General features: G+C 67.1%; 16 protein-coding genes. 8 read left to right on the forward strand and 8 right to left on the reverse strand.

Translation table 11 applies throughout. The features are described from left to right. Nucleotides 1-26: 26 nt before the first annotated feature. From SSA01S_RS02795 to SSA01S_RS02825, 7 genes are all read right to left on the reverse strand, one after another. Nucleotides 27-710, reverse strand: a complete 684-nt coding sequence (locus SSA01S_RS02795; RefSeq protein WP_061779129.1) for a response regulator transcription factor — start codon at nt 708-710, stop codon at nt 27-29. Continuing rightward, the gene (locus SSA01S_RS02800; RefSeq protein WP_061779130.1) at nt 710-3376 is read right to left on the reverse strand and encodes a DUF4118 domain-containing protein; all 2667 of its coding nucleotides are present in this window, start codon (nt 3374-3376) and stop codon (nt 710-712) included. Before SSA01S_RS02800 ends, SSA01S_RS02795 begins: the two co-directional genes overlap by 1 nt. Further along, on the reverse strand, nt 3373-3945 hold the full coding sequence (gene kdpC, locus SSA01S_RS02805) for a potassium-transporting ATPase subunit KdpC (protein ID WP_061779131.1): 573 nt from the start codon (nt 3943-3945) through the stop codon (nt 3373-3375). Before kdpC ends, SSA01S_RS02800 begins: the two co-directional genes overlap by 4 nt. 12 nt (nt 3946-3957) lie before the next feature. After that, nucleotides 3958-5994 carry a potassium-transporting ATPase subunit KdpB gene (kdpB, locus tag SSA01S_RS02810; RefSeq protein ID WP_061779132.1) on the reverse strand — a complete coding sequence of 679 codons (2037 nt, stop codon included), beginning with the start codon at nt 5992-5994 and terminating at the stop codon, nt 3958-3960. Nucleotides 5995-6009: 15 nt separating this feature from the next. Continuing rightward, entirely contained in the window at nt 6010-7713 is a 1704-nt protein-coding gene (gene kdpA / locus SSA01S_RS02815; protein ID WP_061779133.1) for a potassium-transporting ATPase subunit KdpA, read from the reverse strand. 13 nt (nt 7714-7726) lie between these two features. Continuing rightward, nucleotides 7727-7816 carry a K(+)-transporting ATPase subunit F gene (gene kdpF, locus SSA01S_RS02820; RefSeq protein ID WP_037531783.1) on the reverse strand — a complete coding sequence of 30 codons (90 nt, stop codon included), beginning with the start codon at nt 7814-7816 and terminating at the stop codon, nt 7727-7729. Nucleotides 7817-7925: 109 nt separating this feature from the next. Continuing rightward, a complete protein-coding gene (locus SSA01S_RS02825) occupies nt 7926-8777 on the reverse strand; it encodes a TorF family putative porin (protein WP_061779134.1) in 852 nt (283 codons plus the stop codon). 315 nt (nt 8778-9092) lie between these two features. On the opposite strand from SSA01S_RS02825, the gene SSA01S_RS02830 reads away from it, so the two are divergent. From SSA01S_RS02830 to SSA01S_RS02840, 3 genes are all read left to right on the forward strand, one after another. Beyond that, nucleotides 9093-11153, forward strand: a complete 2061-nt coding sequence (locus tag SSA01S_RS02830; protein ID WP_061779135.1) for a phosphocholine-specific phospholipase C — start codon at nt 9093-9095, stop codon at nt 11151-11153. 81 nt (nt 11154-11234) lie between these two features. Continuing rightward, complete coding sequence (locus SSA01S_RS02835; RefSeq protein ID WP_419836494.1) at nt 11235-13589, forward strand: glycoside hydrolase family 31 protein; 2355 nt, start codon at nt 11235-11237, stop codon at nt 13587-13589. 107 nt (nt 13590-13696) lie between these two features. Beyond that, nucleotides 13697-14275: a hypothetical protein gene (locus SSA01S_RS02840; protein WP_244885538.1), complete on the forward strand. Its 579-nt coding sequence runs from the start codon at nt 13697-13699 to the stop codon at nt 14273-14275. 191 nt (nt 14276-14466) lie between these two features. Here the strand turns inward: SSA01S_RS02840 and SSA01S_RS02845 are convergent, their stop codons facing one another. Then, nucleotides 14467-17994 (reverse strand): TonB-dependent receptor, encoded by a 3528-nt coding sequence (locus SSA01S_RS02845; protein ID WP_419836493.1) that lies wholly within the window; start codon nt 17992-17994, stop codon nt 14467-14469. 251 nt (nt 17995-18245) lie between these two features. Here SSA01S_RS02845 and SSA01S_RS02850 point away from each other — a divergent pair, with 251 nt between their 5' ends. The 5 genes from SSA01S_RS02850 to SSA01S_RS02870 are packed head-to-tail and all read left to right on the forward strand — an operon-like array spanning nt 18246 to nt 26107. Next, nucleotides 18246-19763 carry a tryptophan halogenase family protein gene (locus tag SSA01S_RS02850; RefSeq protein WP_061779228.1) on the forward strand — a complete coding sequence of 506 codons (1518 nt, stop codon included), beginning with the start codon at nt 18246-18248 and terminating at the stop codon, nt 19761-19763. Then, the gene (locus SSA01S_RS02855; protein WP_061779138.1) at nt 19760-21226 is read left to right on the forward strand and encodes a tryptophan 7-halogenase; all 1467 of its coding nucleotides are present in this window, start codon (nt 19760-19762) and stop codon (nt 21224-21226) included. The genes SSA01S_RS02850 and SSA01S_RS02855 overlap by 4 nt, the downstream gene beginning before the upstream one ends. Further along, entirely contained in the window at nt 21223-22833 is a 1611-nt protein-coding gene (locus SSA01S_RS02860) for a tryptophan halogenase family protein (RefSeq protein ID WP_061779139.1), read from the forward strand. Before SSA01S_RS02855 ends, SSA01S_RS02860 begins: the two co-directional genes overlap by 4 nt. Beyond that, nucleotides 22830-24623: a glycoside hydrolase family 9 protein gene (locus tag SSA01S_RS02865; RefSeq protein ID WP_061779140.1), complete on the forward strand. Its 1794-nt coding sequence runs from the start codon at nt 22830-22832 to the stop codon at nt 24621-24623. The genes SSA01S_RS02860 and SSA01S_RS02865 overlap by 4 nt, the downstream gene beginning before the upstream one ends. Before the next feature lie 38 nt (nt 24624-24661). Then, nucleotides 24662-26107 (forward strand): GH1 family beta-glucosidase, encoded by a 1446-nt coding sequence (locus tag SSA01S_RS02870; RefSeq protein WP_061779141.1) that lies wholly within the window; start codon nt 24662-24664, stop codon nt 26105-26107. Nucleotides 26108-26193 lie beyond the last annotated feature (86 nt).

Genomic DNA, 26193 nt, shown 5'->3' on the forward strand with positions numbered 1-26193 from the left:
GGCCTTCGCCGGGGTACGGTTATCTGTTAAGCCTCCACCCGCAACCGATACCCCACGCCCAGTTCGTTCGCGATGACGCTCCCGACCGGGTGCGGCGCCTCCAGCTTCTGGCGCAGGTTCCGGACCACGATGCGCAGGTAATCGATACGCGGGTCCTCGTCCCCACCCCAGGCGGCGTCGATGATTCTGTCGTGCGTCACCACCCGGCCGGGGTGCCGCGCCAGCACCGCCAGCACGTCATATTCCTTGCGGGTCAGATGCTGTTCCTCACCCCCGCGCGTCACCACGCGCCGGTCGAGATCGATCGCCAGGTCGCCCGTCCGCACCACAGTCGGAGCCGCCTCCGCCGCCCGCCGATGCCGCAGCGCCACCCGCAGGCGCGCCAGCAGTTCCTCGCTGTCGAACGGCTTGGTCACATAGTCATCCGCACCCAGATCGAGCGCGGCGACCTTTTCCTCGGTCGCCTCGCGCGCCGAGACAACCAGCACCACTCGCTCGGCTCCGCGCAGCAGCGGGATCAGGCTCAATCCGTCGCGGTCGGGCAACCCCAGGTCGAGCAGCACCGCATCGGGATGCTCCGCCGCCGCATGGGCCAGCGCCTCGCGCCCGTCGCGCGCCTCGACCACCCGGTGCCCCGCCTGTTCCAGCGTGTTACGCAGCAGGCGGCGGATCGCGACTTCATCATCCACCACCAAGATCGTCGCGGGCATCAGGCCATTCCCTCCGGCGCACCATCGCGCATGATCAGGTCGCGCGGAAAGCACAGGGTGAAGGCCGCGCCCTCGCCATCCTCGCGATTGCCCGCCTCTACGCCCAGACCCATGGCTTCGGCAAAGGCCTTGACGATGGCAAGGCCCAGGCCCGTGCCCCCCGCCACCCGGTCGGAGCCTTCCAGCCGCCGGAACGTCTCGAACACCTCCGCCTCGCGCCCCGGCGGCAGGCCAGGGCCATGGTCGAGCACCGATAGGCGCAAGGTACCGTGGCGATGCCGCCCCTCGATCACGATCTCGGTGCCCGGATCGCCGTAGCGCCCGGCATTGTCGAGCAGGTTGAGCAGGCAGTGGTGCAGCAGCTGCGGATCGGCCCTCACCATCGGCAAGTCGGGCGGCACGTCGAGCCGCACCGCATGCCCCTCCAGCGCGCGGCGGGCGTCATGCGCCGCGCCGGTCACCGCATCGCTCAGGTCGATCGCCTCGATCTTCAGCTTGAGCGCGCCCGCCTCGACGCGGGCCATGTCGAGCAGATTGGCGACGAAGCGGTTGAGCCGCGCCGCCTCCCCCTCGATCGTCGAAATCAGGTCGGGTGTCGCGCCTTGCCGGAGTTGCGCGGCGGCGGCCATCACGGCGGTCAGCGGCGTACGCAGATCGTGGCTGACCGAGGACAACAGCGCCGCGCGAAGCCGGTCGCGGGTCCGCACCGCATCGACGTCGCGCACCTCCGCCTCCAGCCGCAGCCGTTCGAGGATCAACGCAGCCTGGTCGATCAGCCCGGTCAGCAGCGGCAGGCGGTCGGCGCGCACCGGTTCGCCCCCCGCCTCGCGCGCCAGACCCAGCACGGCGAGCGTCCGGTTGCCCGCCTTGAGCGGCTGGAACAGCCATTCGGAGGCGGCCAGCGTCGCCGATCCCTTGCCCGCCGGCGTGCCGGTGTCGAACGCCCAGTGCGCGGCGGCCATCTCCATGATTTCCAGCCGGTAATCGGGCTTGGTCGCCGCCTGCACCGCGAGGCCTGCGGGCGACGGAGTGAGCAGCACCGCCTGCACCTCGAACAGCCGGGCAATGTCCTCGCAGATCACCCGCGACGCTTCGGCCGGGTCGGCCAGACCACTCAAGCGGTGGAGGAAGCCAGCCAGCGTCGCATTATCCCGCGCACTCGCCGCCGCCAGATCGGCCTGCGCGCGCACCCGCGAGGTCAGCTGGCTGGTCGCGACGGCGACGCCCAGCAGGACGAAGATCGAGATGACATTCTCGGGGTTGCTGACGCTCAGCGTCCCCACGGGCGGCAGGAAAAAGAAGTTATAGGCCAGGCTCGATGCCAGTCCCGCGAACAGGCCGGTGCGCAGGCCATAAAGGCTCGCCGCCGCCATGACGGGCAGCAGATAGAGCAAAGCGACATTGCCGAGATTGAGGATATGGAACAGCGCACTCGCCAGCGCCGTCACCGCCACGACGCCGAGCAACGTCAGCCCATAGCCGATAGGCGATCCCCATTGCCCGCGTCGCCGGGTCCGCTCGCGCTCGACCGGCGCTTCGCCGACCGGCAGGACGTGGACGGTGACGCCCGGCGTCTCGCGCACCAATCGGTCGACGACCGAGCCATGGCGCAACTCGAACCAGCGTGACCGCTTGGCCTTGCCGACGACCAGCTGGGTGGCGCGGGCGTCGGTCAGGAAGGCCTGAATGCCCTCGACCACGCTAGGCGCGGGCACGGTCGCCACCGCCGCGCCGAGCTGCGTGGCCAGCGTCATGGTTGCCGCCAGCCGCCGATGCTGCGCCTCGCCCAAAGTCGCAGTGCGCGGCGTGTCGATGAACAGGGCGGTCCACGGCGCACGCAGCGCATCCGCCGCGCGTTTGGCCGCACGGACCAGTTCGTCCGCGCCGGGCAGTTCGCTGACCGCCACGACCAGCCGCTCGCCCGCCGCCCATTGCCCCCCGACACCCAGCGACCGGACATGGTCGAGCATCTGCGCATCGACCGCCTGCGCCGCCCTTCGCAGCGCCAGTTCGCGCAAGGCCGACAAGTTGGACTTGGAGAAGAAATGCGACAGTGCGCGCGTCGCTTCCTGCGGCAGATAGACCTTGCCCGCCTTCAACCGCTCGATCAACTCGTCAGGTGGAATGTCGACCACCTCGATCTCGGCGGCCTCCAATATGCGGTCGGGCACCGTCTCGCGCACCCGGACACGGGTGAAGCTGGCGACGACGTCGTTCAGGCTTTCGATATGCTGGATGTTGACCGTCGAATAGACGTCGATCCCGGCCGCCAGCAGCTCCTCGACATCCTGATAGCGTTTGGGATGGCGGCTGCCCGGCGCGTTGGTGTGCGCCAGTTCGTCCACCAGTGCCAGGCGGGGCGCGCGGGCGAGAACCGCGTCGATATCCATCTCGTGCAGCGTCCGCCCCTCATAGGGAACGGCGCGGCGGGGCATGACCTCCTGCCCCCGGACCAAGGCCTCGGTCTCGACCCGGCCATGGGTCTCGACCACCGCGACGACCACATCGACACCGTCGCGTCGTCGTGCGGCACCTTCGGATAGCATCTCGAACGTCTTGCCGACGCCGGGTGCTGCCCCGAGGAAGATTTTCAGGCGGCCGCGCCCCTCGCGCTCGGCGGCGCGCAGCAGGGCATCGGGGTCGGGGCGCGGCTCGCCTGCCGTCATCGCTTGGCAGCAGCGTCCAGCGCGCGGTTGAGGGCGAGGACGTTGACGTGCGGGTCGCCAAGCATCGATTCCTCGGTATGCGCAACGACCAGCCCGCGGACCTGCTCGACCGGCAGGTTGCGGACGCGCGCGATGCGGATCGTCTGCGCCTGCGCCGCGGCGGGCGACAGATCGGGGTCCAGCCCCGAGCCGCTGGCCGTCACGAGGTCGGCGGGCATGTCGCCCATCACGCCCTCGGCACGGCGCTTGGCGACGTCCGCCTTCACCCGGTCGGCCAGCGCCTGCGAGGTCGGCCCCAGGTTCGAGCCCGACGAGGCGAGCCCGTCATAGCCCTTGCCCGCCGCCGAGGGACGCGTCTGGAAATAGCGATCGCTGACAAACGCCTGGCCGACGACCTCGGAGCCGATCACCCGGCCACCGACTTCGACCAGACTGCCATTCGCCTGATGCGGGAAGATGGCCTGGCCGATTCCGGTCATCGCCAACGGATAGGCGATCCCCAAGAGAGCGGCGAACAGGATCGTCATCACGATCGCGGGCCGCAAGGCGGAAGTGAAATCCTTACCCATGACAATGCTTCCTTATGCAAGGCCGAGGCCACCGACCACAAGGTCGATGATCTTGATGCCGACGAACGGCGCGATCAGGCCGCCCAGACCATAGACGGCGAGGTTCCGCGCGAGCAGCGGCCCCGCCCCCATCGGCTTGTAGGCGACGCCCTTCAGCGCCAGCGGCACGAGCAGCGGGATGATCAGCGCGTTGAAGATGATCGCGCTCAGGATCGCCGACTGCGGCGTCGCCAGACCCATGACGTTCAGCACGCCGAGGCCCGGATAGAGCGCCACGAACATCGCCGGGATGATCGCGAAATACTTCGCCACGTCATTGGCGACCGAGAAGGTCGTCAGTGCCCCGCGCGTCATCAGCAACTGCTTGCCGAGGCCGACGACCTCGATCAGCTTGGTCGGATCGCTGTCCAGATCGACCATGTTGCCCGCCTCGCGTGCGGCCTGGGTGCCGGTGTTCATCGCGACGCCGACATCCGCCTGCGCCAGTGCCGGCGCATCGTTGGTGCCGTCGCCGCACATCGCGACCAGCTTGCCGCCCTGCTGTTCCTGACGGATCAGCGCCAGCTTGTCCTCCGGCGTCGCCTGGGCGAGGAAGTCGTCCACCCCGGCCTCGGCGGCGATGGCGGCGGCGGTCAGGGGATTGTCGCCGGTGATCATCACCGTGCGGATACCCATGCGGCGCAGCTCGCCGAAACGTTCGCGGATGCCTGCCTTGACCACGTCCTTCAAGAAGATGGCGCCGAGCAACCGGCCATTTTCCGCGACCGCCAGCGGGGTGCCGCCCGCCCGCGCGATCTCGTCGGTGATGCGGCGAAGCTGCGTCGCCGCCGCCGTCTCACCCACACCCGGATGGGCGCGCAGGATCGAGTCGACCGCGCCCTTCTGGATCAGCCGGTCGCCGATCTTCACGCCCGAGATACGGGTCTGGGCGGTGAAGGGGATGATCTCGGCATTGGCGGGCAGACCGGGAATGGTAACGCCGAACTGCTCGCGGGCCAGGACGACGATCGAGCGACCCTCGGGCGTCTCATCGGCAAGGCTGGCCATGAGTGCGGCATCAGCAAGCGCATTGACATCGAGATTGCCGACGGCGCGGAACTCGCTCGCCTGACGGTCGCCGATGGTGATGGTGCCCGTCTTGTCGAGCAGCAGCACGTCGACGTCACCCGCCGCCTCGACCGCACGGCCCGACTTGGCGAGCACGTTGAAGCGGACCAGACGGTCCATGCCCGCAATACCGATCGCCGACAGCAGGGCCGCGATGGTCGTCGGGATCAGGGTGATGAGCAAGGCCGCCAGGATCGCCACCGGGATGCTACCGCCCGCGAAAGACGCAAAGCCCGGAATGGTGCCGACCGCGATCAGGAAGATGATGGTTAGGCCGACGAGCAGGATGGTCAGAGCCACCTCGTTCGGCGTCTTCTGCCGCTCCGCCCCCTCGACCAGCGCGATCATGCGGTCGAGGAAACCCTGGCCCGGATTGACCGTCACCTTGACGCGGATCTCGTCGGAGATGACGCGCGTACCCGCCGTCACCGCCGAACGGTCGCCGCCGGCCTCGCGGATGACGGGCGCGCTCTCGCCGGTGATCGCGGCTTCGTTGACCGAGGCCACACCCGCGACGACTTCGCCGTCCGAGGGGATCAGGTCGCCGGTCTCGACCAGCACCACGTCGCCGATCTTCAGCGCGCTGGCGGGGACATTCTCCCACTCATGGCCAGCGCCCTTCAGCCGCTTGGCGGTGAGTTCGGCCTTGGCGGCGCGAAGCGAGGCCGCCTGCGCCTTACCGCGGCCCTCGGCCAGCGCTTCGGCAAAGGTGCCGAACAGCACGGTCAGCCACAGCCAGACGACGAGTTGCAGCTTGAAGCCGGTCGTCAGCCCGTCATGCCCGACGACGAGCAGAACGGTCAGCAGGGCGGCAACCACGGCGGTCACGAACATCACCGGGTTGCGGATCAGCTCGCGGGGATTGAGTTTGACGAACGAGGCCTTGATCGCCGGGAGCACGAGCTCGGCGGTGAACAGGCTCTTGGTAGGGGAATTGGCCACGACTGGCGCTCCCGATCAGAAGAGTTGACCGCGGATCATCGCAAGATGATCGGCGATGGGACCAAGGGCGAGGCTCGGCAGGAAGGTCAGGCCGCCCAGCACCAGCACGATGCCGACGAGCAGACCGACCCACAGCACACCCGTGGTCGGGAAGGAGCCCGCGGAGGCCGGGACATGCTTCTTCGCCGCCAAGCTGCCCGCGATCGCGAGCATCGGTACGATGATAAAGAAGCGGCCCACCCACATGGCGACGCCCAGAAGACCGTCATACCAGGGAGTCGCGGCGGTCAGGCCCGCAAAGGCCGAGCCGTTGTTCGCCACCGCGCTGGTGAAGGCATAAAGGATCTCGCCGAAGCCATGCGGCCCCTTGTTGAGCGGCCCGGCCAGCCCCTGCCCCGTCACGCACGACAAGGCGGTCAGGCCCAGGATGAACAGCGGCAGGACGGCGATGGCGAGGACGGCGAGCTTCACCTCGCGGCTCTCGATCTTCTTGCCGACATATTCGGGCGTACGACCGACCATGAGCCCTGCGACGAACACGGCCAGGATGGCGAACAGCAGGAAGCCGTAGATACCAGCGCCCACGCCGCCGATCACGACCTCGCCCAGCTGCATGTTGAACAGCGGGATCATGCCGCCGAGTGCTGTGAAGCTGTCGTGCATCGCATTGACCGCGCCGCACGACGCCGCCGTGGTGACGGCCGCGAACAGGGCGGACGCGGCGACGCCGAAGCGAACCTCCTTGCCCTCCATGTTACCACCGGCAACGCCCAGCTGGTGCAGCACGGGGTTGCCCGCCGCTTCCGCCCAGTAGCAGACGGCCGCGCCGCCCAGGAACAACAGGATCATCGCGGACAGGATCGCCCAGCCCTGGCGCGTGTTGCCGACCGCCTTGCCGAAGCACCAGGTCAGGCCGAAGCCGATGACGAAGATCGACAGCATCTGGACGAAATTGACCAGCGCGGTCGGGTTCTCGAAGGGATGGGCGCTATTGGCATTGAAGAAGCCGCCGCCATTGGTGCCCAGCATCTTGATCGATTCCTGACTGGCGACGGGGCCCAGCAGGATCGACTGGCGAACGCCCTCCAGCGTGTCGACGCTGACCACGCCTGCCATCGTCTGCGGCACGCCGCTGGCGATCAGGAACACGGTATAGACGACGCAGAGCGGCAGCAGCAGGTACAGGGTGATGCGCGTCACATCGGCCCAGAAATTGCCGAGATTCTTTGTCTCACGCCCCGCGAAACCCCGGAACAGCGCAAAAGCCAGCGCGATTCCGGTCGCCGCCGACAGGAAATTGTGGATGGTCAGGCCCAGCATCTGGCTGAGGTTCGACATGGTCGACTCGCCGCCATAGCTTTGCCAGTTGGTGTTGGTGGTGAAGCTGATCGCGGTGTTGAATGCCAGATGCGGGGTCAGCCCGGCCAGCCCCTGCGGATTGCCCGGCAGATAATATTGCACGCGCAACACGATATAGGTCAGGACCATCAACGCGACGTTGAAGATCAGCATGTGCAGCGCATAACGCCGCCAGCCCTGCTCGGCCTCGGGGTCGATGCCCGACAGCTTGTAGAAGCCGCGCTCGACGGGACCGAGCACGACGTGCAGCGGCATGCGCCGCCCCTCATACAGCGCGAACAGCCACGCGCCGACCGGCTTGGTCAGCGCGAGCAGGATCGCGACGAAGCCCAGGATCAGGGCCCATCCTTGAAGCGTCATGATGCCGCCTCCTTCAGAAGCGTTCGGGGCGGATCAGCACCGCCACCAGATAGACGAGAAGGCCGAGCGCAGTCAGCGCCGCCAGCCAGAGGTCGAGGGTCATGGCTCAGCCCTCCTCACGCATGGTCGCACAGGCGGGCATAGGCGAGCGTCGCCGCCACCAAGCCCGCCATGACCAGCAGCCAGATCAGATCGTCCATGTGCGATGCTCCTCAGAAACCGGCGGTGAGGGTGGCGAGGAAGGTGCTGCCCGCGATATTGCCGGTGCCGTCCTGCCCCTTGCTGAAGCTCGGCCGCAGATAGGCGGCCTTGCGGTCGGAAATGCTGGTGTCGACCCAGGCCAGACCCAGCGTCAGGTTGTGCCAGGTCGTGTCCGCGCCCAGCGACCAGTCCCAATAATCGCCGGTCGGCGTCGGGGCGGTGGCATTGGGGCCCAGGCCATCCATGCCCCAGCTATGGCCGATATGCGCCTTGGCGGTGAACGGCGTGCCGGTGATCGCCGCCGCGCCGTCACCCCAGAGGTACAGGTTGTCGCTCTTTGCGCCGGGACGGTCATAGACGCCCGCCGCCGCACTGGCGCCGTTATTGTACCATTTGCCGATCGCCTGCTGCTTGGGCGCATAGGCGACACCGGCGGTCAGCGAGACCGGGCCGGTCGTGCCCGAGAGCTTGGCAAAGGGTTCGGCATAGTCGGTCTTGTTCGCGCCACCCGGATACATGTACCAGGTCAGCCCGACATCGAGCGTGCCGTTCGGCCTGATCTTGGTCTTGTACCCGCCGATCAAGTCCAGCTCCATGTTCGCGCCGCCAAAGGTCCCCCACCCCGCCAGGTTCGACGCCCAGGCGCCGATATAGACGCCGCTCTCATGGGTCGCCGTGATGCCCGCCTGCACCGCCATATGCTCGTCCGACTGGGAAATGCCGCGCAGGCGATAGTCGGAGACGATCGCCGCCGATCCGCTGACGGTCACGGGCGGCGGCGGCGCGGTTTCGGCGGTCTGCGCCGATGCGGCGGCCGGAAGCACGAACAGCGCCGTGGCGGCGCAAAAGGTGATAGTCTTCATATATGCCCCTATGGACAGGTCGCCGGGATGAGTGAGGCGACCTCCAGGGCCGAGCAATTAGGCCCGAGGGGCGTAGCAATTCGAGGGCGATCCCCCGGTTTCGCATATAGACGGCGTATAGTGGCCGTTCATTCCTCCCCTGCAAGGGGAGGTGGCGCGCGCAGCGCGTCGGAGGGGTGTCCCCCGTTGCGAGGTTGGTCGAACCTCACCGAGCGGGACACCCCTCCGTCAGGGCTTCGCCCTGCCACCTCCCCTTGCAGGGGAGGAAATGAATGGCGTCACCGAAACGTCAACGACATCGGCCATGGCGCACCAATGGTCACCATCTCCCGCCGCTCCCTCCTTTCCGCTGGTGCCGCCCTGGCCGGTGCCGCCGCCCTGCCCCGGGCCATCGCTCGCGCCGCCGCCATCGCGCCCGACCGGCGCACCGGCACGATCCGCGATGTCGAGCATGTCGTCATCCTGATGCAGGAGAATCGCGGCTTCGATCACTATTTCGGCACGATGCGCGGCGTACGTGGCTTTGGCGACCGCTTTCCCATGCCCGTAGCATCGTCGGACGGCGAACCCCGCAGCGTCTGGCAGCAACTGGACCGCAAGGCTGAGGGCGGTCCCCGCCTCGTCTCGCCCTTCCACCTCGACACCGACAAAGAATTCGCGCTGATGCGCATGGCGGGCACGCCGCACACCTGGCCCGATGCGCAGGCCGCCTGGGACGAGGGCCGCATGGCGCACTGGCCCGAGGCGAAGCAGCAGCGGTCGATGGGCCATTATGCCCGCGCCGACCTGCCCTTCCAGTTCGCACTCGCCGAGGCGTTCACGATCTGCGATGCCTATCACTGCGCGATCCAGACGGGGACGAACACCAACCGGCTGTTCCTCTGGAGCGGCACCAACGATCCCTTCGGCCGGGCGGGCGGTCCGGCGATCAGCAACTCACATGACAGCTTTGCCGAGAATGGCGGCGCGGCCGATCCGTACCGCTGGACCACCGTGCCCGAGCGGATGCAGGCGGCGGGGATCGACTGGCGCATCTATCAGGACATGGCGGACAATTTCACCGACAACCCGCTGGTCGGCTTTGCAGCGTTCCGCGACGCGCATCACGGCAAGGGCGATCCTGCGCTGAAAGACCGGGCGATCACGACGCGCGGGCTGGACATGCTGAAAGCGGATGTGCTGGCCGGGCGATTGCCGCAGGTGTCCTATATCATCGCCACTGCCGCAGGGTCGGAGCATCCGGGGCCCTCCAGCCCGGCACAGGGCGCGGCCTATACCGCCGAGGTGCTCGACGCACTGACCGCCGATCCGAAGGTGTGGGCGCGGACCGCCCTGTTCGTCATGTTCGACGAGAATGACGGTTTTTTCGATCATGTCCCGCCGCCCGCCCCGCCCTCGCGTGGGGACGATGGCCAGCCGTTGGGCGGATCGACCGTCGACCTGACGGGCGAATATCATGACGTGCCGTCGACCGGCGACGCCGATGTCGACAAGCCTGCCTATCGCGGCCGCCCCTATGGCCTGGGCCCGCGTGTGCCCATGTATGTGGTTTCGCCCTGGAGCCGGGGCGGTTGGGTCAACTCGGAAGTGTTCGACCACACCAGCGTCATCCGCTTCCTGGAAACACGGTTCGGCTTTTACGAGCCCAATATCTCGGCCTGGCGGCGCGCGATTTGCGGCGACCTGACCAGTGCATTCGACTTCGCCGCGACCGATGCGGCAGCCCCCCTTCTACCCGACCCGCGCGAGGACGCCGTCCGCGCCGCCGCGATCAAGGGGCAGGTCGCGCCCCTGGCTCCCGCGACACCGGGAGCACCCGCCCAGGAACCCGGCATCCGGCGCGCCCGCCCGCTGTCCTACAGACTGGAGGTGACCCCGGTCGCCTATCCGGAGGGTATCAGGCTGCGTTTTCGGGCGGACGGCGCAGGCGCGGTGTTTCATGTCTATGATCGGCACGCGCTCGACCGCATCCCACGCCGCTACACGCTGGCGAAGGGGTCGAGCATCGAGGATGTCTGGCCGTCCGATCCCGCCACCGGCCATGACCTGTGGGTGCTGGGCCCCAACGGCTTCCACCGCCATTTCGCCGGGCGCGGCACGCCTCCGCTTGTCGAAGCGCGGGTCGAGGATCGTGGCCTGAGCCTGACCATACCCAAGACGCTGGACGATGTGATGATCGTTCGCCTTGAACCCGGCAAGGCTCCGCCCCCTCCCAGTCCGCTCCCGCCCGGTCGTCATCACTGGCCGCTGGACGAGGCGATGGGCTGGTATGACGTCACCCTGACCCGGGCGAGCGATCCATCCTATCGGTGGCGGCTAGCGGGGCGGCATGATCGGCCGGGCCGGGTGACGGTCAGCGATCCGTTTCGAGCCTGATCCTATTCCCTCTTCCCCACCCGATGGAGCAGCGATAGGGTAGCGTTCACACAAATCAATTTGGTTATTCGGGGGATGGATATGCGGGGCAAGGCACGCGCCACGGCGCTGGGCGGTCGTTGGCGATGGGCCGTGGCCGCATCGGCGCTCCTGACCGGCACAGCTCCCCTCGCCCTTTCCGCCGATCCGCTGGCGACCGTCGAGCGCAACGGCGCGCTCGTTTCGGTCGAACCCTACGCCCCCGGCATCGTCCGCGTCACCATCGCCACCGACCGCGCCGAGGCGGAGGGCAAGCCCGGCTATGGCCTGATCGCGAAGAGTGACGCGACGGGCTGGTCGCACCGCGCCGATGCGAGCGGCGATATCTTCGCCTCGCCCGGCATGACCGTCACCGTGGCCGCACAGCCCTGGCCCAAGCCGCCCAGCCAGATGGAGCGCTATTTCGCGCCCTCGCTGCCGCCCGTCTCGATCAGCTTTGCCGGGGCAGATGGCAAGCCGCTGACCCGCATGAACGGCTGGGAAAAGGCACCGCACACCGTCTCGGACGAAAAGACCTTCCGCGTCGGGGCGAGCTTTTCCGACACGCCCGACACCCATTATTACGGGCTCGGCCAATATCAGGACGGCGTCCTCGACCTTCGCGGGCGGACTATCGACTGCCGCCACGATTACGACCGCCCCGGCGGCGAGTCGGTCTGCGTGGCGTTGATGGTGACGGACAAGGGCTATGCGATCCTATGGGACAATCCGTCCGCGACCACCGTGTCGCCGGGCCTGCTGAACGCCACCAAATTCGCCTCGAATGTCGGCGAGCGGGTGTCCTTCTTCGTGATCGCAGGCAAGACCGCCGACGAGCTGTATGCCGGTTACGCCCGCCTGACCGGCGCGACGCCGCTGCCGCCCAAGGCCGCCTTCGGCCTGATCCAGAGCAAGGCGCGCTATGAGACGCAAGGCCAGCTGACCGAGATCGCTGACGGCTATCGCAAGCGCGGCCTGCCGCTCGACATCATGGTGCTCGACTGGTTCTACTGGACGCGGATGGGGCAGCTCGACATCGACCGCACCGCCTTTCCCGATCCGGCGGGCATGAACGCGCATCTGAAGTCGATGGGGATGCAGAGCATCATCAGCATCTGGCCGCGTTTCGAGCGCGAGAGCCGATACTTCGACACGCTCGCGGCCAAGGGCTGGCTGATGAAGGACAAGGACGGTAATCCGGTCGACGGCCTGCCGATCCGCTCCGACCGCGCGGGCGCGCTGATCGACAGCACCAATCCGCAGGCGCGCGCCTGGTTCTGGGACAAGATCCGCGACAACATCTTTTCCCAGGGTTTCGACTATGCCTGGCTGGACGAGACCGAGCCGGACCTGGTGCCCGAGGGGCATTTCTATGCCATCGGTTCGGGTGATCGCTATCGCAACGTCTATCCACTGCTCCATACGTCCAGCGTCGCCGAAGGATCGGCCCGCGACCGGCCGGACAAGCGCAACCTGATCCTGTGCCGGGCCGCCTATCTGGGCACGCAGGCCAATGGCTGCCTGTTCTGGTCGTCGGACGTGCAGTCCAATTGGGAAGCGCTGCGTCGGCAGGTGCCCGCAGGCCTGGGCATGACGGCCAGCGGCATCGCTTACTGGTCCAGCGATACGGGCGGCTGGCAATGGCCGAACGGGCCGGACGCGCAACACCCGGTGCTGGTCGACCCGGCGGGCGCGACCGCCATGGCGCCGTCGTACCGCGATTACCCGGAGCTGTTCGTCCGCTGGTTCCAGTATAACGCCTTCACCCCGACGCTGCGCATCCATGGCCAGCGGCCGGGCACCGCGCTATGGGACTATGGCACCGCCGCGGAGCCCATTCTCGCGGACATCCTGCGGCTGCGGTATGCGCTGATGCCCTATCTCTATGCGTTGGGGCGGCAGACCAGCCAGACCGGCGCGCCCTTCATGCGCGCGCTGTTCATGGACTTCCCCAACGATCCGGCGGTGAAGGATCTGGGCGACGAATATATGTTCGGCCCCGCCTTCCTGGTCGCGCCCGTTACCGAACAGGGGCAGACGTCGCGGCGCGTCTATCTGCCGTCCGGGGCCGACTGGTATGACTGGTGGACCGACAAGCGTTACACTGGCGGCCAGTGGATCGAGGCGGCGGCCCCGATCGACCATATTCCGCTGTTCGTGCGCGCCGGTTCGATCGTGCCGATGGGCATGGCCGTGCCCAGCACCGCGACCGCGCAAGGGCTGGAGAGCATCCGCGTCTATCCGGGCCGCAATGCCAGCTTCACGCTGTATGACGATGACGGCACCACCAACGCGTGGCGCAAGACGGGCGGGCGCAGCGCGACCCTCCATTGGGATGACACCGCGCGTCGCCTGACCGCCAGCGGCCGCCTGCCCACGGGCCAGTCGGTCGAGCCGCTGGTCAAAATCGTTCAGTAAGATCAGGCCCGGCTCCTCCAAGGAAGCCGGGCTTTTCTTAACCCATAGAATACAATCGTTTTTGTGGACGGACCGGACAAACCGGCCGAAAGAGGAGGAGAAGGATCATGATCGGATGTGTGGCCCTGCTGATCGCAGCCCTGCCAGCGGGAGCAGCCGTCCAGGCGGCCCCCAGCGCCGCCGCGCAGCCCAGCATCTTCGACAAGGCGATCAACACACCCGGCATCGGCTGGACCGCCTATGGCCCCAACCAGAGCGCCAAGGAAGTGCCCGCGCCCGAGGTGCCGGGCGGCAATGCCGTGCAGGTCAAGGTCGCCAAGGCCGGGACCAATCCCTGGGATAGCGGTGTGACCTATCCGACGATCAAGCCGATCGCGTCGGGCGACACGCTGATGACCATGGTCTATCTCCGCGCGCCGAACGCCGCAGAGGGACAGACGGTGACCATTCCCGTCGCCATGGGCGGTTCCGAGCCGCCCTACCCCTCGATCACCAGCGAACCGCTTCAGGTCGGGTCGACCTGGAAACGCTATTTCGTGACCGGCGTCGCGGGCCAGGCCTTTGCCGCGGGCAAGGCCAATATCTCGGTCCAGCTGGCCGGTGCCAAGCAGGTGATGGAGGTCGGTCCGGCCTTCCTGCTCGACCTGGGTCCGAATTTCGACCGGTCGAAACTGCCGCATAACTGACCCGGCCATCGGCGGCTCGATCAACCGCCCTCACCCTTTCCACCCGCTGACGCGGGCGGGCCCGGAAGGGTGAGGGTCTCCGCCAGACGATCTTTCAAACAGAAAAACCGCCCGCCTCCAAAATGGAAGCGGGCGGTTTTTTCCGTCCGTCATCCCGGCCGAACCCCGAAGGGTCCGGCCGGACAGCCGCATCAGAACGTGCCGCGAAGCGCGAACGAGAAGCGGCGGTCGTTGACGATGTACGAGCGCGGCGCGGTCGCGGTCGAACCGCTGATATAGGCCTGCTCGGTCTTCACGACCTGATTGGCCAGGTTCACGCCCTGCACGCCGATCTTGAGGTACTTGTTGATGTTGATGAACGCCGACGCGTCCAGCTGTCCGCCCGCATCCTGGTAGATGGAGGTGTAGGGGAAGATCACATCCGCCGGGGTCAGCAGATACTTGGAACGCCAGTTATACGCGGCCCGCAGCGAGATCGGACCCTTTTCGTAGAACAGGGCCGCGTTCACCGTGTGCTTCGACAGACCTTCAAGCGGGATGTTGCCCGGCTTGATGTTCGACGTGCTGGCAGGAGCGCCCCCGTTCAGGAACGAGTTGGGCAGGCCCGAGCTGTCGATATAGGTATAGCTGCCGCTGGCACCGAAGCCGCTGAGCAGACCCGGCAGGAAGTCGAAGGTCTGCTGATACGCAACCTCGGCGCCCTTGATCTTGCCGGTGCCGTCATAGTTGGACGGCCCGCGCACCAGCACCGCCTGGGTGATGCCGTTGCTGGTGATGTTGCGGGTGGTGACCGACTGGTAGAAGAAGTTCTTCACCGACTTGTAGAAGACGTCGACCGACAGCTGACCGACGCGGGCGAAATACCATTCGACGGTCGCGTCGAACTGCCACGCAGTCGCGGGCTTGAGGTAGGGGTTGCCCGCCGTCGCCGTGATCTGACCGCTGTTGGTGTCAAAGCCCAGCTGCAAGAAGTTGCGAATATTCGCAAAGTCCGGACGGGTCATGACCTTCGACGCCGCCAGACGCAGCACCACGTCGCGCCCGATGCCGAACTTCAGGTTCGCGCTGGGCAGGAAGTAGTGATACTGGTGCCGCGCCGTGTCAGGCGCGGTGATGCCCGTCGAGAACTGCTGGATGGCAGCATAACCCGTCGGGCCCAGACGGCACACGCCGGACAGGGTCGGCACCACGACCGAACCGTCAGGACGCGTAACCGGGGTGGTGGAGCAGCGCGATGCGAACGTTCCATCCGTACCCGTCTGCTGCTGCGTAGGCGCACCAATCGAACCGGCAGACGTCAGGTCGGTCAGCACGTAACGCAGACCGACGTTACCGCTCATTCGCACATTGCCGAACAAATTGCCTGGCGTCGCGAAATTGAGCTGACCGTAAAGGTTCTTGTCCTGCTGCGAAACGTCCTGGATTTCCGACGGCAGATACGGCGTGCCCGCGACGACACCCGCACGCTGCGCGAGCGAATTGAAGACCGACGGCGGAGCAGCGTTGTACGCTGCATCGCCAGCGGCATTCGCCTGGGCCTGGGTCTGGCCTGCTGCCAACGCCGCATTGATCGCGGCCGTACGCGATCCATCACGGACGCGTTGCTGCCAAGTCTGACCGATCGAGTTGAAGAAGGCGGCCGACTGCTGATAGCCGCCGGTCAGGTCGCCATTGTAATAATAGGCGCCCGACGGACCGTTAGCCGCCCCACGGAAGAAATTGGGGAAGGAATAGAAGCTGGTGTTGGCAGATTGGTCTGCAAACGACACCGGGTTCGCATTAGCGCCCCACACTTCGCTGAGCGCCCCCCAATTATAGGTGCTGTAGCGAACCTGCGACGAGCGATCTGCATACCGCGCACCGAACTTGGCGTGAGTGAAAAAGCTGCCATCATCGAACTTATAGTCGACATCCGCCTTGAACGCGTATTCGCGGCCGACGCTGTCTTCCAAGTGGTCCATTGCCGCACGCCAGAACTGGGCGTTGCGGTTGGCGAAATACTGCGCGTCGTTCTGCTGGTTCAGCGTCGGATTGGGCGTCGCCCAACTCGCCTGAAGCGTCGACGGCTTGTGCGGCGTAACCACCGGGAGGTTGCCGCTCAGGTCGAGCTCGGAGTCAGCAAAAGTCGAACCGAACACACGGAAATCGGTGCTGGTCTTCTTGGCGCGGGTATAGTCGCCATCCAGATTGACCGACAGATGGTCGTTCAACTGCGTCTTCAGATTGACGCCGAAGTCAGTGACGGTGTTTTCGTCACGGGTCATGCCCCGCGCCAACGATTGCTGTGTGCCGCCGGTCGGGACCCAGCAGCTTGCCTGGCCGCTGCAAGCCGAACGATAGCCATTGCCCGGTGCCGTGATGTAACCGGACTGGAACAGCCCGTTGGCATCATAGACATAGTTCTTGGTCGTGCCGGTCGGGCACTGCGCTTCGGTCGTGCCACCGGGGCCTGCGTTGTTCTGGACGCAACCCACCGGATAGGTGTTGTATTCCGACAGGTCGGGCGCGGTCTCGAAGGTACGCTCCGAGGTATTGTTGACCGTATGCGTGCGCAGGAACTGCGCGGTCAGGACCGTGCGCTCGTCGGTGCTCTGCCACTGGCCCGCCAGCGCAATGCCGTCGCGCTTCCGGTCGAACTCCTGCGTCGCGAACTGGCCGCCGATCGGCGCGTAGCGCAGCGAGGCCGGATCGAGGAAGCCGTCGGCCCCAGCCGTGCTCGCCGTACCGCAGGCCGAACCGCTGGCGGGCAGCGTGGTCTGGTCGACCGTGCCGGGCAGCGGGTTGCGGCAGGTGGTGGCGGTCGTCGAGTTGGCCTGCAACGCCAGCGTATTGTCGCGGGTCTGGATGTTGGTGATGCGGATGCTGTCCGCACGGCTCTGGACGCGCGAGTAGGAGATGTTGCCGAGCAGGCCGAAACGGCCGATGCCCGTATCCCACGTATCGCTGACGAACAGCGAACCCGTCGGCGACCACTTCTTCTTGAAGTCGCCATAATTGCCCTCGGCGGTGAAGCCCAGGTGGAAGCCCTTGTTGTCGAACGGCTTGCGGGTGTTCAGATTGACCGTGCCGGCCAGACCGCCCTCGATCAGTTCGGCGGTGGCGTTCTTATACACCTCGACCGAGCCGAGCAGCTCGGCGGGGACGTCGGAGAAGTTGATCGCCTGGCCGCCGATACCGGCCGAGAAGGTGTCGCGCCCGTTGAACTCGGAGCGGACGAAGGTCAGGCCGCGCACCGCGACGCCCGAGCCTTCGACCGAGAAGTGGTCGGGATCGTTGGCGGCGGCGAAGCGACTGATCGACACGCCGGGCACGCGCTGCAGCGCTTCGGTCACCGAACGGTCGGGCAGCGCGCCGATGTCGGATGCGGTGATCGCGTCGACGACGGTGTCGGAGTTGCGCTTGATCGACTGCGCATTCGCCAGGCTCTGGCGGATACCGGTGACGACGACTTCATTCTCGTTAACGGTCTCATCGCCAGCGGGCGGCTGAGCCCCGGCGGCCTGGACGCTGGCGCTGGTGCGCGGCGTGGCCGAACCCGCCGTACCCTGGCCTGCGACCGCACCGGTCGGCGAAGACGCACTCTGGTCCGCATCGGTCGTGGTCTGCGCAAGAGCCGGGTTCGTCAGCGCCGCGATGCACAAGGCACCGGCCGAGGCCCCTAGGAGCAACCGATTAAAACGATTGGCATTGGCAGTGAAGGGCGCAGCGCTGCGCATCATGGTCATCCCCCCCTTGTCGCGCGCCCCTGCGGCGTCGCGTAGAATAGGTCGCGTTCACGCCTTTCGGCACGATCCGCAGACTCATGATTGCGCTACCAGCAACATTTCGACAAGATGTTTAACTTATAAACGTCCGATCCGGGACAAGGTGCGACATTCCTGCCACGCTGGCCGCTTCGGTGGATTGCTAGGCGGCGTAACGCGCGGCATGAAATAGCAAAATGACCCGTGAATCGGCGGGTCGGGGGTGGATGACGAAGGTGACAGAGGACGGGGTTCGGGTCGTCATCGTGGGCGGCGGGACGGCAGGCTGGATGGCCGGAGCGGCACTGAGCCGTCTTCTTTCGGGACAATGCAGCGTTCGCCTGATCGAATCGGAAGCGATCGGCGTGGTTGGCGTGGGGGAGGCCACCCTGCCCCATATCCGCGCGTTCAACGAACGGCTGGGCATCCCGGAGGCCGAGTTCATGGCCCGCACCCGCGCCACCTTCAAACTGGGCATCGAGTTTCGCGATTGGGGCCAGATCGGCGACAGCTATATCCACCCGTTCGGCACGTTCGGGCGCGGCACCGGGGCGATCGACTTCCACCATTACTGGGCGCGTCTGCTGCGCGAAGGGCATGACCTGCCGCCGCTCGACGCGCTCTCCTATGCCTGTGCCCTGGCCCGGGATGCACGGTTCGACCATCCCGACCAGACGCCTGGCGGCCTGTCCTCGACCTTCGGCTATGCCTATCAGTTCGATGCGCTGCTGTTCGCGCCCTACCTGCGCGGGCTGGCCGAAGAGGCGGGGGCGGTCCGTACCGAAGGCATGGTCGTCGATGTCGAGCGGGACGGCGAAACCGGCCTGATCCGTTCGGTCACGCTGGCCGATGGCGAACGGATCGAGGGCGACCTGTTCATCGACTGCTCGGGCTTCCGCTCGCTCCTGCTCGGCCAGACGCTGGAGGAGCCGTTCGAGGACTGGTCGAAATGGCTGCCGACCGACCGCGCGGTGGCGATGCCGTGCCGGACGGAAACCGCCGTCACGCCCTATACCAGTGCGATCGCCATGCCTGCGGGATGGCGTTGGCGCATCCCGCTGCAGCATCGCACGGGCAATGGCTATGTCTATGCCAGCGACTTCATCAGCGACGCCGATGCCGCGCGGGCGCTGGAGAAAGCCGTGGAGGGCGAACCGCTCGCCGAGCCGCGCCTGCTGCGTTTCAAGGCGGGGCGGCGGCGGCGCAGCTGGGTCGGCAATTGCGTCGCGATCGGGCTGGCGAGTGGCTTTCTCGAACCGCTCGAATCGACCAGCATCTACCTCGTGCAGCAGGCGATCACCGCGCTGATCGAACTGTTCCCCGGCCGCGACATGGCCGCCTCCGACCGCGACGAGTTCAACCGCGTCATCGACCTGGAATATGACCGCATCCGCGACTTCCTGATCCTGCATTACCACGCCACGACGCGCGACGACTCGCCCTTCTGGAACTATGTCCGCACCATGCCCATCCCGGACAGCCTGGCCGAGAAGATGGAGCTGTGGCGCAGGCGCGCGCGGGTGGTGAAGTATCGCGAAGGCGTCTTCCTCGATGCCAGCTGGATCGCGGTCTATCTGGGCCAGGCCATCGTCCCCGAAGGCTGGGACCCGCGCGCCGATGTGGCGGGCACGCCGGACCTGTTGCGCGCGGTTACCGACCTGCGCGCCGAGATCGCTGCCGATGTCGGCGCGCGGCCCGAGCATCGCGCTTTCCTGGAACGCTATTGCCCGATGGTCGCGGCATGAGCGCCACCGATCGGATCGCGCATGTGCTGGTCGCCGGAGGCGGACTGACCGCCTGGTACGCCGCCGCCGCGCTGAAACGGCGCGCACCGTTCCTGACCGTCACGCTGCTCGCCACCGCTCCGGCGGCGGACGCGCTGGCGGACCGGATTGCCTGTACCCTCCCCTCGCTGCTGGGCTTCCAGGCCGATCTGGGCATCGGCGAGGATGATGGCGTCACCCGCGCGGGGGCGGGCTATCGGCTGGGCACGCGCTTCATCGGTTGGGCCGAGGGGTTGCCCGATTATGTCCATGCCTATGGCGGCTATGGTCACGCGATCGGGTCGGCGGCCTTTCATCTGCACTGGGTCCGCGCAGCGTTGGAAGACGAGGCGGCCCCTTTCGACAGCTACGCCCCTGCCGCGCATCTGGCCCGCGCCGGGCGCTTCGTGCCGCCGACGCCGAACACGCCCTTTGCCCAACATGATTACGGCCTGACCCTCGATCTCGATCGGCATCTGGCGATGGTTCGCGCCTTTGCCCGCCATGTCGGCGTGGTCGAGAGGCCCGGCACCATCGCGGAAACCGTGGTCGATGCACGCGGCTTTATCGGCGAGGTGCGGCTGGCCGACGGACAAAGGATCGGCGCGGACCTGTATATCGACGCGACCGGCCCTGCCGCGCACCTGCGGGGAGCGGTGGACCGGGAGTGGCAGGACTGGCGCGACTGGCTGCCTTGCGACCGGGTGCTGCTCGGCACCCGGGCGTCGGGGGAAGGCGCGCCGGTGCTGACCGACGTCACCGCGCATGCGGCGGGCTGGCGCTGGTCGAGCGGCGAGCAGCTGGGTATCGCCTATAGCGCCGCGCATATGGCCGACACGGACGCCGCCGCGATGCTGGGCGCGACACCCGGCGAGCCCATCGCCATCCGCCCCGGCACGCGCGCCCGCCCCTGGCGCGGCAATTGCGTCGCGATCGGCGACGCCGCGACCCAGGTCGAGCCGCTGGAATGGTGCAACCTTCATCTGGCACTCAGCGCGATCGACCGGCTGGTCACCATGCTGCCCGACCGGCACATGGCCGAGGTCGAAGCCGCCGACTATAACCGTCAGACCCTGGCCGAGGCGGAGCGGGTTCGCGACTTCCTGGCCGCGCATTACCGTACCGCCCGCCGAGCCGAGCCGATGTGGTGCGCGGTCGCACAGGCCACGCCGCCGCCCGGCCTGGCGCATACGCTGGCGCAGTTCGCCGAGCGTGGTCGCCTGCCCTTTTACGAGGAAGAGACCTTCACCCGCGACAGCTGGGCCGCGATCCTGCTGTGTCAGGGCTTTATGCCGCGCCGGGTCGATCCGCTGGTCCACTTCACCCCGCCCGGGGAGGCGCGCCGCGCCATGGCCCGGATGACCGATGCGATCGCCGCCGCGATCCCGCATGTTCCCGCCCATGCCGAGTGGCGTGCGGCCCAGATGAGGCGTCTGGCCCGATGACCCCGAACCATGACCAGATGATCCACCGGGTCGTGATCGTCGGCGGCGGCACCGCCGGATGGATGGCCGCCGCCGCCTTCGCGCGCCTCCTCAATAACGGCTATACGCAGGTCACGCTGGTCGAATCCGAGGAGATCGGCACCGTCGGCGTCGGCGAGGCGACGATCCCGCCGATCATCACCTTCAACCAGATGCTGGGGCTGGACGAGAACGACTTCCTCGCCAAGACGGCGGGCACGTTCAAGCTGGGTATCGAGTTCATCGACTGGGGCGACAAGGGCGAGCGCTATTTCCACCCCTTCGGCCGTCACGGCCAGGATCTGCAGGGTGTGCATTTCCATCAGCTGTGGTTGCGCGAGCGCAGCCGCCGCGCGTTGCCGGACATCGCCGAATGGTCGATGAGCGCCATGGCGGCGCGCGCTGGCAAATTCGGTCGTGCCAAGCCCGATGCGCGCTCGCCGATCCGCGAGCTGTTCTACGCCTTTCACTTCGACGCTTCGCTCTATGCCCGCTATTTGCGCGGCTATGCCGAACACGGCGGGGTGACGCGGGTCGAGGGGCGGATCGACGCGGTGAACCTGCGGCCCGAGGATGGCTATGTCGAGGCGGTGATGCTGGCCGATGGACGGCGGATCGAGGGCGATCTGTTCATCGATTGCTCGGGCTTTCGCGGCCTGCTGATCGAGGAAGCGCTGGAGACCGGCTATGAGAGTTATGCCCAGTGGCTGCCCTGCGACCGTGCGGTGGCGGCCCCTTGCGCCCTGCCCAACCCGGCCGAGCCCGATCCCTTCACCCGCTCCACCGCGCGCGAGGCGGGGTGGCAGTGGCGCATTCCGCTCCAGCACCGGATGGGCAATGGCCTGGTCTATTGCAGCGAGTATCTCGACGCAGACGCGGCCGAGGCACAGCTGCTCGGCAGCCTGGAGGGCGAGTTGCTGGGCGATCCCCGCCATCTGCGCTTCACCGCCGGGCGTCGGCGCGAGAGCTGGAACCGCAACGTCGTCGCGCTCGGCCTGTCGAGCGGGTTTCTGGAACCGCTGGAGTCGACCAGCATCCATCTGGTCCAGGCGGCGATCCAGCGACTGATTGCGCTGTTCCCCGACAAGCGCTTCGACCCCGCCGAGCGGACCGAGTTCAACCGCCAGATGCGCGACCTGTATGAGGATGTGCGCGACTTCATCATCCTGCACTATAAAGCGACGCGGCGCAGCGACACGCCCTTCTGGGACCGGGTGCGCACCATGGACGTGCCCGACAGCCTGGCGCGCAAGATGGCGCTGTGGGCGGGCAAGGGACGGCTGTTCCGCGAAGGCTATGACCTGTTCAGCAACCCCAGCTGGGTTGCCGTATCGCTGGGCCAAGGGATCGTGCCGCAAAGCTGGGAGCCCGCCGCCGACGCGCTGGACGAGGATCTGGTCGCGCAGGCGCTGGAGCAGATGCGGGTCGGTTATGCCGACACCGCCGCACGAATGCCGAGCCATGGCGATTTCCTGCGGATGACCGCGCCCTCGCCGCTCGCCCCCGCGCTGGCACCGGGCCGCCCGGCCGATGGCGGGTTCGATTTCGCACGCACGCCGGGCGGCGGCGGCAAGGCCCCGCTGCTGTGAAGCGCATCGCCCTTCCCCTCCTGGCCCTGGCCGGCATCGGCGCCACCGACGCGCCGGGCCCGCATCTCAACCAGGTCGGTTTTCGCCCCGACACCGCCAAGCGCGCGATCCTGGCGGCCAGCGGCAGGCGGCCCCTGCCCTGGGAGGTGCTGGACGAAGCGGGGCAGGTCGTCGCGCGTGGCCAGACCACACCGTTCGGCGCGGATGCCGCGTCGGGCGACAGGGTGCATCAGATCGACTTCGGCTCCTTCGCCACGCCCGGCCGCTATCGCCTGCGCGTCGACGGGCGGACCAGCCATGACTTCACGATCGGCGCGGACGTGTACCGCCCGCTCGCCCGCGCCTCGCTCAATTTCTTCTATCAGCAGCGCGCCGGGATCGCGATCGATGCACGCTATGCCGGGGGGACCCAATGGGCGCGCGCGGCGGGTCATGCCAAAGAGGTCGTGACCTGCTTCAAGGGCCCGGATCTGGCGGGCACCGTCTGGCCGGGCTGCCCCTATCAGCTCGACGTGACCGGCGGCTGGTATGATGCGGGCGACCAGGGCAAATATGTCGTCAATGGCGGCATCGCGCTGTGGATGCTGCAAAATCTCTATGAGGTCGATGCGGGCTCGCCCCCCTTCCCCGACGGCTCGGCCGCGCTGCCCGAGGCGGGGAACGGCATCAACGACCTGCTGGACGAGACGCGCTGGGAAATGCGGTTCCTGCTGGCGATGCAGGTGCCCGATGGCCAGACGCTGGCGCTACCGGTCGGACGGCAAGGGCGCGGGCCGTATCGGCTGAGCCCGGTCGATGCCGGCGGCATGGCCCATCACAAGGTCGCCGACCGCAACTGGACCCGATTGCCCACCGCGCCCGCCGACGACCGCGAGGAGCGGCTGCTCTATCCGCCCAGCACCGCCGCGACGCTGAACCTCGCGGCGACCGCCGCGCAATGTTCGCGCATCTGGCGGGGCATCGACAACGCCTTTGCCAAACGCTGCCTGGTGGCGGCGGGCAAGGCCTATCAGGCGGCGCTGCGCAACCCGGATATCTATGCCGCGCAGGCCTTTACCGGCAGCGGCGGCTATGGCGACAATGATCTGTCGGACGAGCTCTATTGGGCGACGGCCGAGCTCTATGCCGCGACCGGCATGCCCGAACTGGCCGAGGCGCTGCACCAGATGCCGCTCCACGCCGCCGCCCTGTCGGGCGAACCCGGCTGGGGATCGACCGCGGCGCTGGGCACGATCACGCTGGCCACCGCGACTGGCGTCATGCCCACCGAACGGGCGGCGGCGCGCGCCAAGCTGGTCGCGCTGGCCGACCGCTTCCTGGCGGAGGAAGCGCAATCGGGCTATCACATCCCCTATGCTGCGACCGCCTACCACTGGGGCTCGAACAGCGGCATTCTGGGGCGGGGCATGATCCTGGCGCTGGCGGCGCGGTTCACCGGACAGGCGCGCTACCGCGACGGCGCGGTCGATGCGATGGATTATGTGTTGGGTCGCAATCCGCTCGACCAAAGCTATGTCAGCGGCTTCGGGTGGAAGCCGATGCAGCACCCGCATCACCGTTTCTGGGCGCACCAGTTCGACGCGAAAATGCCCGGCCCGCCGCCCGGCGTGCTGAGCGGCGGCGCGAACAGCACCGTCTTTCCCGAGGCGTCCGCCTCGCTGCAAGGACATTGGGTGGCCATGCGCTGCTGGATCGACGATGCGCGCGCCTATGCGCATAACGAGGTCGCGATCAACTGGAACGCGCCGCTCGTCTGGCTGGCCAGCGACCTGGCCGCACCGGCACACTGAATTTCCACCATTTCCAAGATTTTCGGAGAGGATTAATTATGGATCGTCGTAATTTCATGAAGACCGGCATGGCGATGGGCGGTGCCGCGCTCGCCACCGGCGGCGGCACGCTGGCCGCCACGCGCGCGGCCGCCGCCACGGCGTCGGACCTGAGCTTTCCCAAGGACTTCCTCTGGGGTTGCGCCACCGCCTCCTACCAGATCGAGGGTGCGGTCAAGGAAGACGGGCGCGGCCTGACCAACTGGGATGTGTTCTCGCACACCCCCGGCAAGGTCGCGAACAACGACACCGGCGACGTCGCCTGCGACAGCTATCACCGCTATAACGAGGACATCGCGCTCCTGAAAAATCTGGGCGTGAAGGCGTATCGTATGTCGATCGCCTGGTCGCGCATCTTCCCCGAGGGTCGCGGCAAGTTCAACCAGAAGGGCCTCGATTACTACAACCGCGTGATCGATGCGCTGCTGGCGGCGGGCATCCAGCCCAATGTCACCATGTTCCACTGGGACCTGCCTCAGGCGCTGCCCGGCGGCTGGCAGAATCGCGACACCGCGAAGGCGTTCGCCGACTATGCGGGCTTCATGGCGGGCAAGCTGTCCGACCGCGTCCACCGCTTCATGACGGTCAACGAGCTGCGCTGCTTCACCGACCTTGGCCATATGGTCGGCATCCACGCGCCGGGCCTGAAGCTGCCCCAGGCGCAGGTCAACCAGGTCCGCCACCATGGCTGTCTGGCGCACGGGCTGGGCGTGCAGGCGATCCGCGCCAACGCCAAGGCGGGCACCGAGGTCGGCATCGCCGACAATGCCAGCATCTTCGTCCCCGTCATCGAGACGCCTGAGCATATCGAGGCGACGAAGAAGGCGATGCGCGAAGAGAACGCGATGTTCCTGACCGCCGTCATGGAGGGCAAATATACCGACGCTTATCTGAAGAGCGCCGGGGCCGACGCGCCCAAGGTGCAGGCGGGCGACATGGCCGCCATCGCCAGCCCGCTCGATTTCGTCGCGCTGAACATCTACACGCCGACCTTCGTGAAGGCGAACCCGGAAGACCCGCGCGGGTATACCCCGTTGCCGCATTTGGATCATTCGCCGCGCATGGCCTCGCCCTGGCTCTATGTCGGCCCCGAAGCCGCCTATTGGGGCGTGCGTGCGGTCAGCGAAATGTGGAACCCCAAGGCGATCTACATCTCGGAAAACGGCACCTCGGCCGACGACAAGCTGAACGACAAGGGGCTGGTCGATGACGGCGACCGGATCATGTATCTGCGCAACTATCTGGGCCAGTTCCGCCGCGCCGCCGTCGAGGGATACCCGCTCAAGGGCTATTTCCTGTGGAGCTTGATGGACAATTTCGAATGGGCCGACGGTTACGCCCTGCGCTTCGGCCTGCACCATGTCGACTATGCGACCCAGAAGCGCACGCCCAAGCTGAGCGCCCAGTGGTATAAGGAACTGATCCGCCGCAACGCGCTGGTCTGATCCTGCCCATAGCGAAGAAAGAACCCCGCCGGTCGAAGGATCGGCGGGGTTTTTTCCTGTGCGGTCGCGGCCCCCAAGAAAAAGGG

This window comes from Sphingomonas sanguinis NBRC 13937 (assembly GCF_001591005.1).
Taxonomy (GTDB): domain Bacteria; phylum Pseudomonadota; class Alphaproteobacteria; order Sphingomonadales; family Sphingomonadaceae; genus Sphingomonas; species Sphingomonas sanguinis.

Coding starts and splice junctions, on each gene's coding strand:
- SSA01S_RS02795 (WP_061779129.1), bottom strand. CDS start 710: ATGCCCGCGACGATCTTGGTGGTGGATGATGAAGTCGCGATCCGCCGC.
- SSA01S_RS02800 (WP_061779130.1), bottom strand. CDS start 3,376: ATGACGGCAGGCGAGCCGCGCCCCGACCCCGATGCCCTGCTGCGCGCC.
- kdpC (WP_061779131.1), bottom strand. CDS start 3,945: ATGGGTAAGGATTTCACTTCCGCCTTGCGGCCCGCGATCGTGATGACG.
- kdpA (WP_061779133.1), bottom strand. CDS start 7,713: ATGACGCTTCAAGGATGGGCCCTGATCCTGGGCTTCGTCGCGATCCTG.
- kdpF (WP_037531783.1), bottom strand. CDS start 7,816: ATGACCCTCGACCTCTGGCTGGCGGCGCTGACTGCGCTCGGCCTTCTC.
- SSA01S_RS02825 (WP_061779134.1), bottom strand. CDS start 8,777: ATGAAGACTATCACCTTTTGCGCCGCCACGGCGCTGTTCGTGCTTCCG.
- SSA01S_RS02830 (WP_061779135.1), top strand. CDS start 9,093: ATGGTCACCATCTCCCGCCGCTCCCTCCTTTCCGCTGGTGCCGCCCTG.
- SSA01S_RS02835 (WP_419836494.1), top strand. CDS start 11,235: ATGCGGGGCAAGGCACGCGCCACGGCGCTGGGCGGTCGTTGGCGATGG.
- SSA01S_RS02840 (WP_244885538.1), top strand. CDS start 13,697: ATGATCGGATGTGTGGCCCTGCTGATCGCAGCCCTGCCAGCGGGAGCA.
- SSA01S_RS02845 (WP_419836493.1), bottom strand. CDS start 17,994: ATGATGCGCAGCGCTGCGCCCTTCACTGCCAATGCCAATCGTTTTAAT.
- SSA01S_RS02850 (WP_061779228.1), top strand. CDS start 18,246: ATGACGAAGGTGACAGAGGACGGGGTTCGGGTCGTCATCGTGGGCGGC.
- SSA01S_RS02855 (WP_061779138.1), top strand. CDS start 19,760: ATGAGCGCCACCGATCGGATCGCGCATGTGCTGGTCGCCGGAGGCGGA.
- SSA01S_RS02860 (WP_061779139.1), top strand. CDS start 21,223: ATGACCCCGAACCATGACCAGATGATCCACCGGGTCGTGATCGTCGGC.
- SSA01S_RS02870 (WP_061779141.1), top strand. CDS start 24,662: ATGGATCGTCGTAATTTCATGAAGACCGGCATGGCGATGGGCGGTGCC.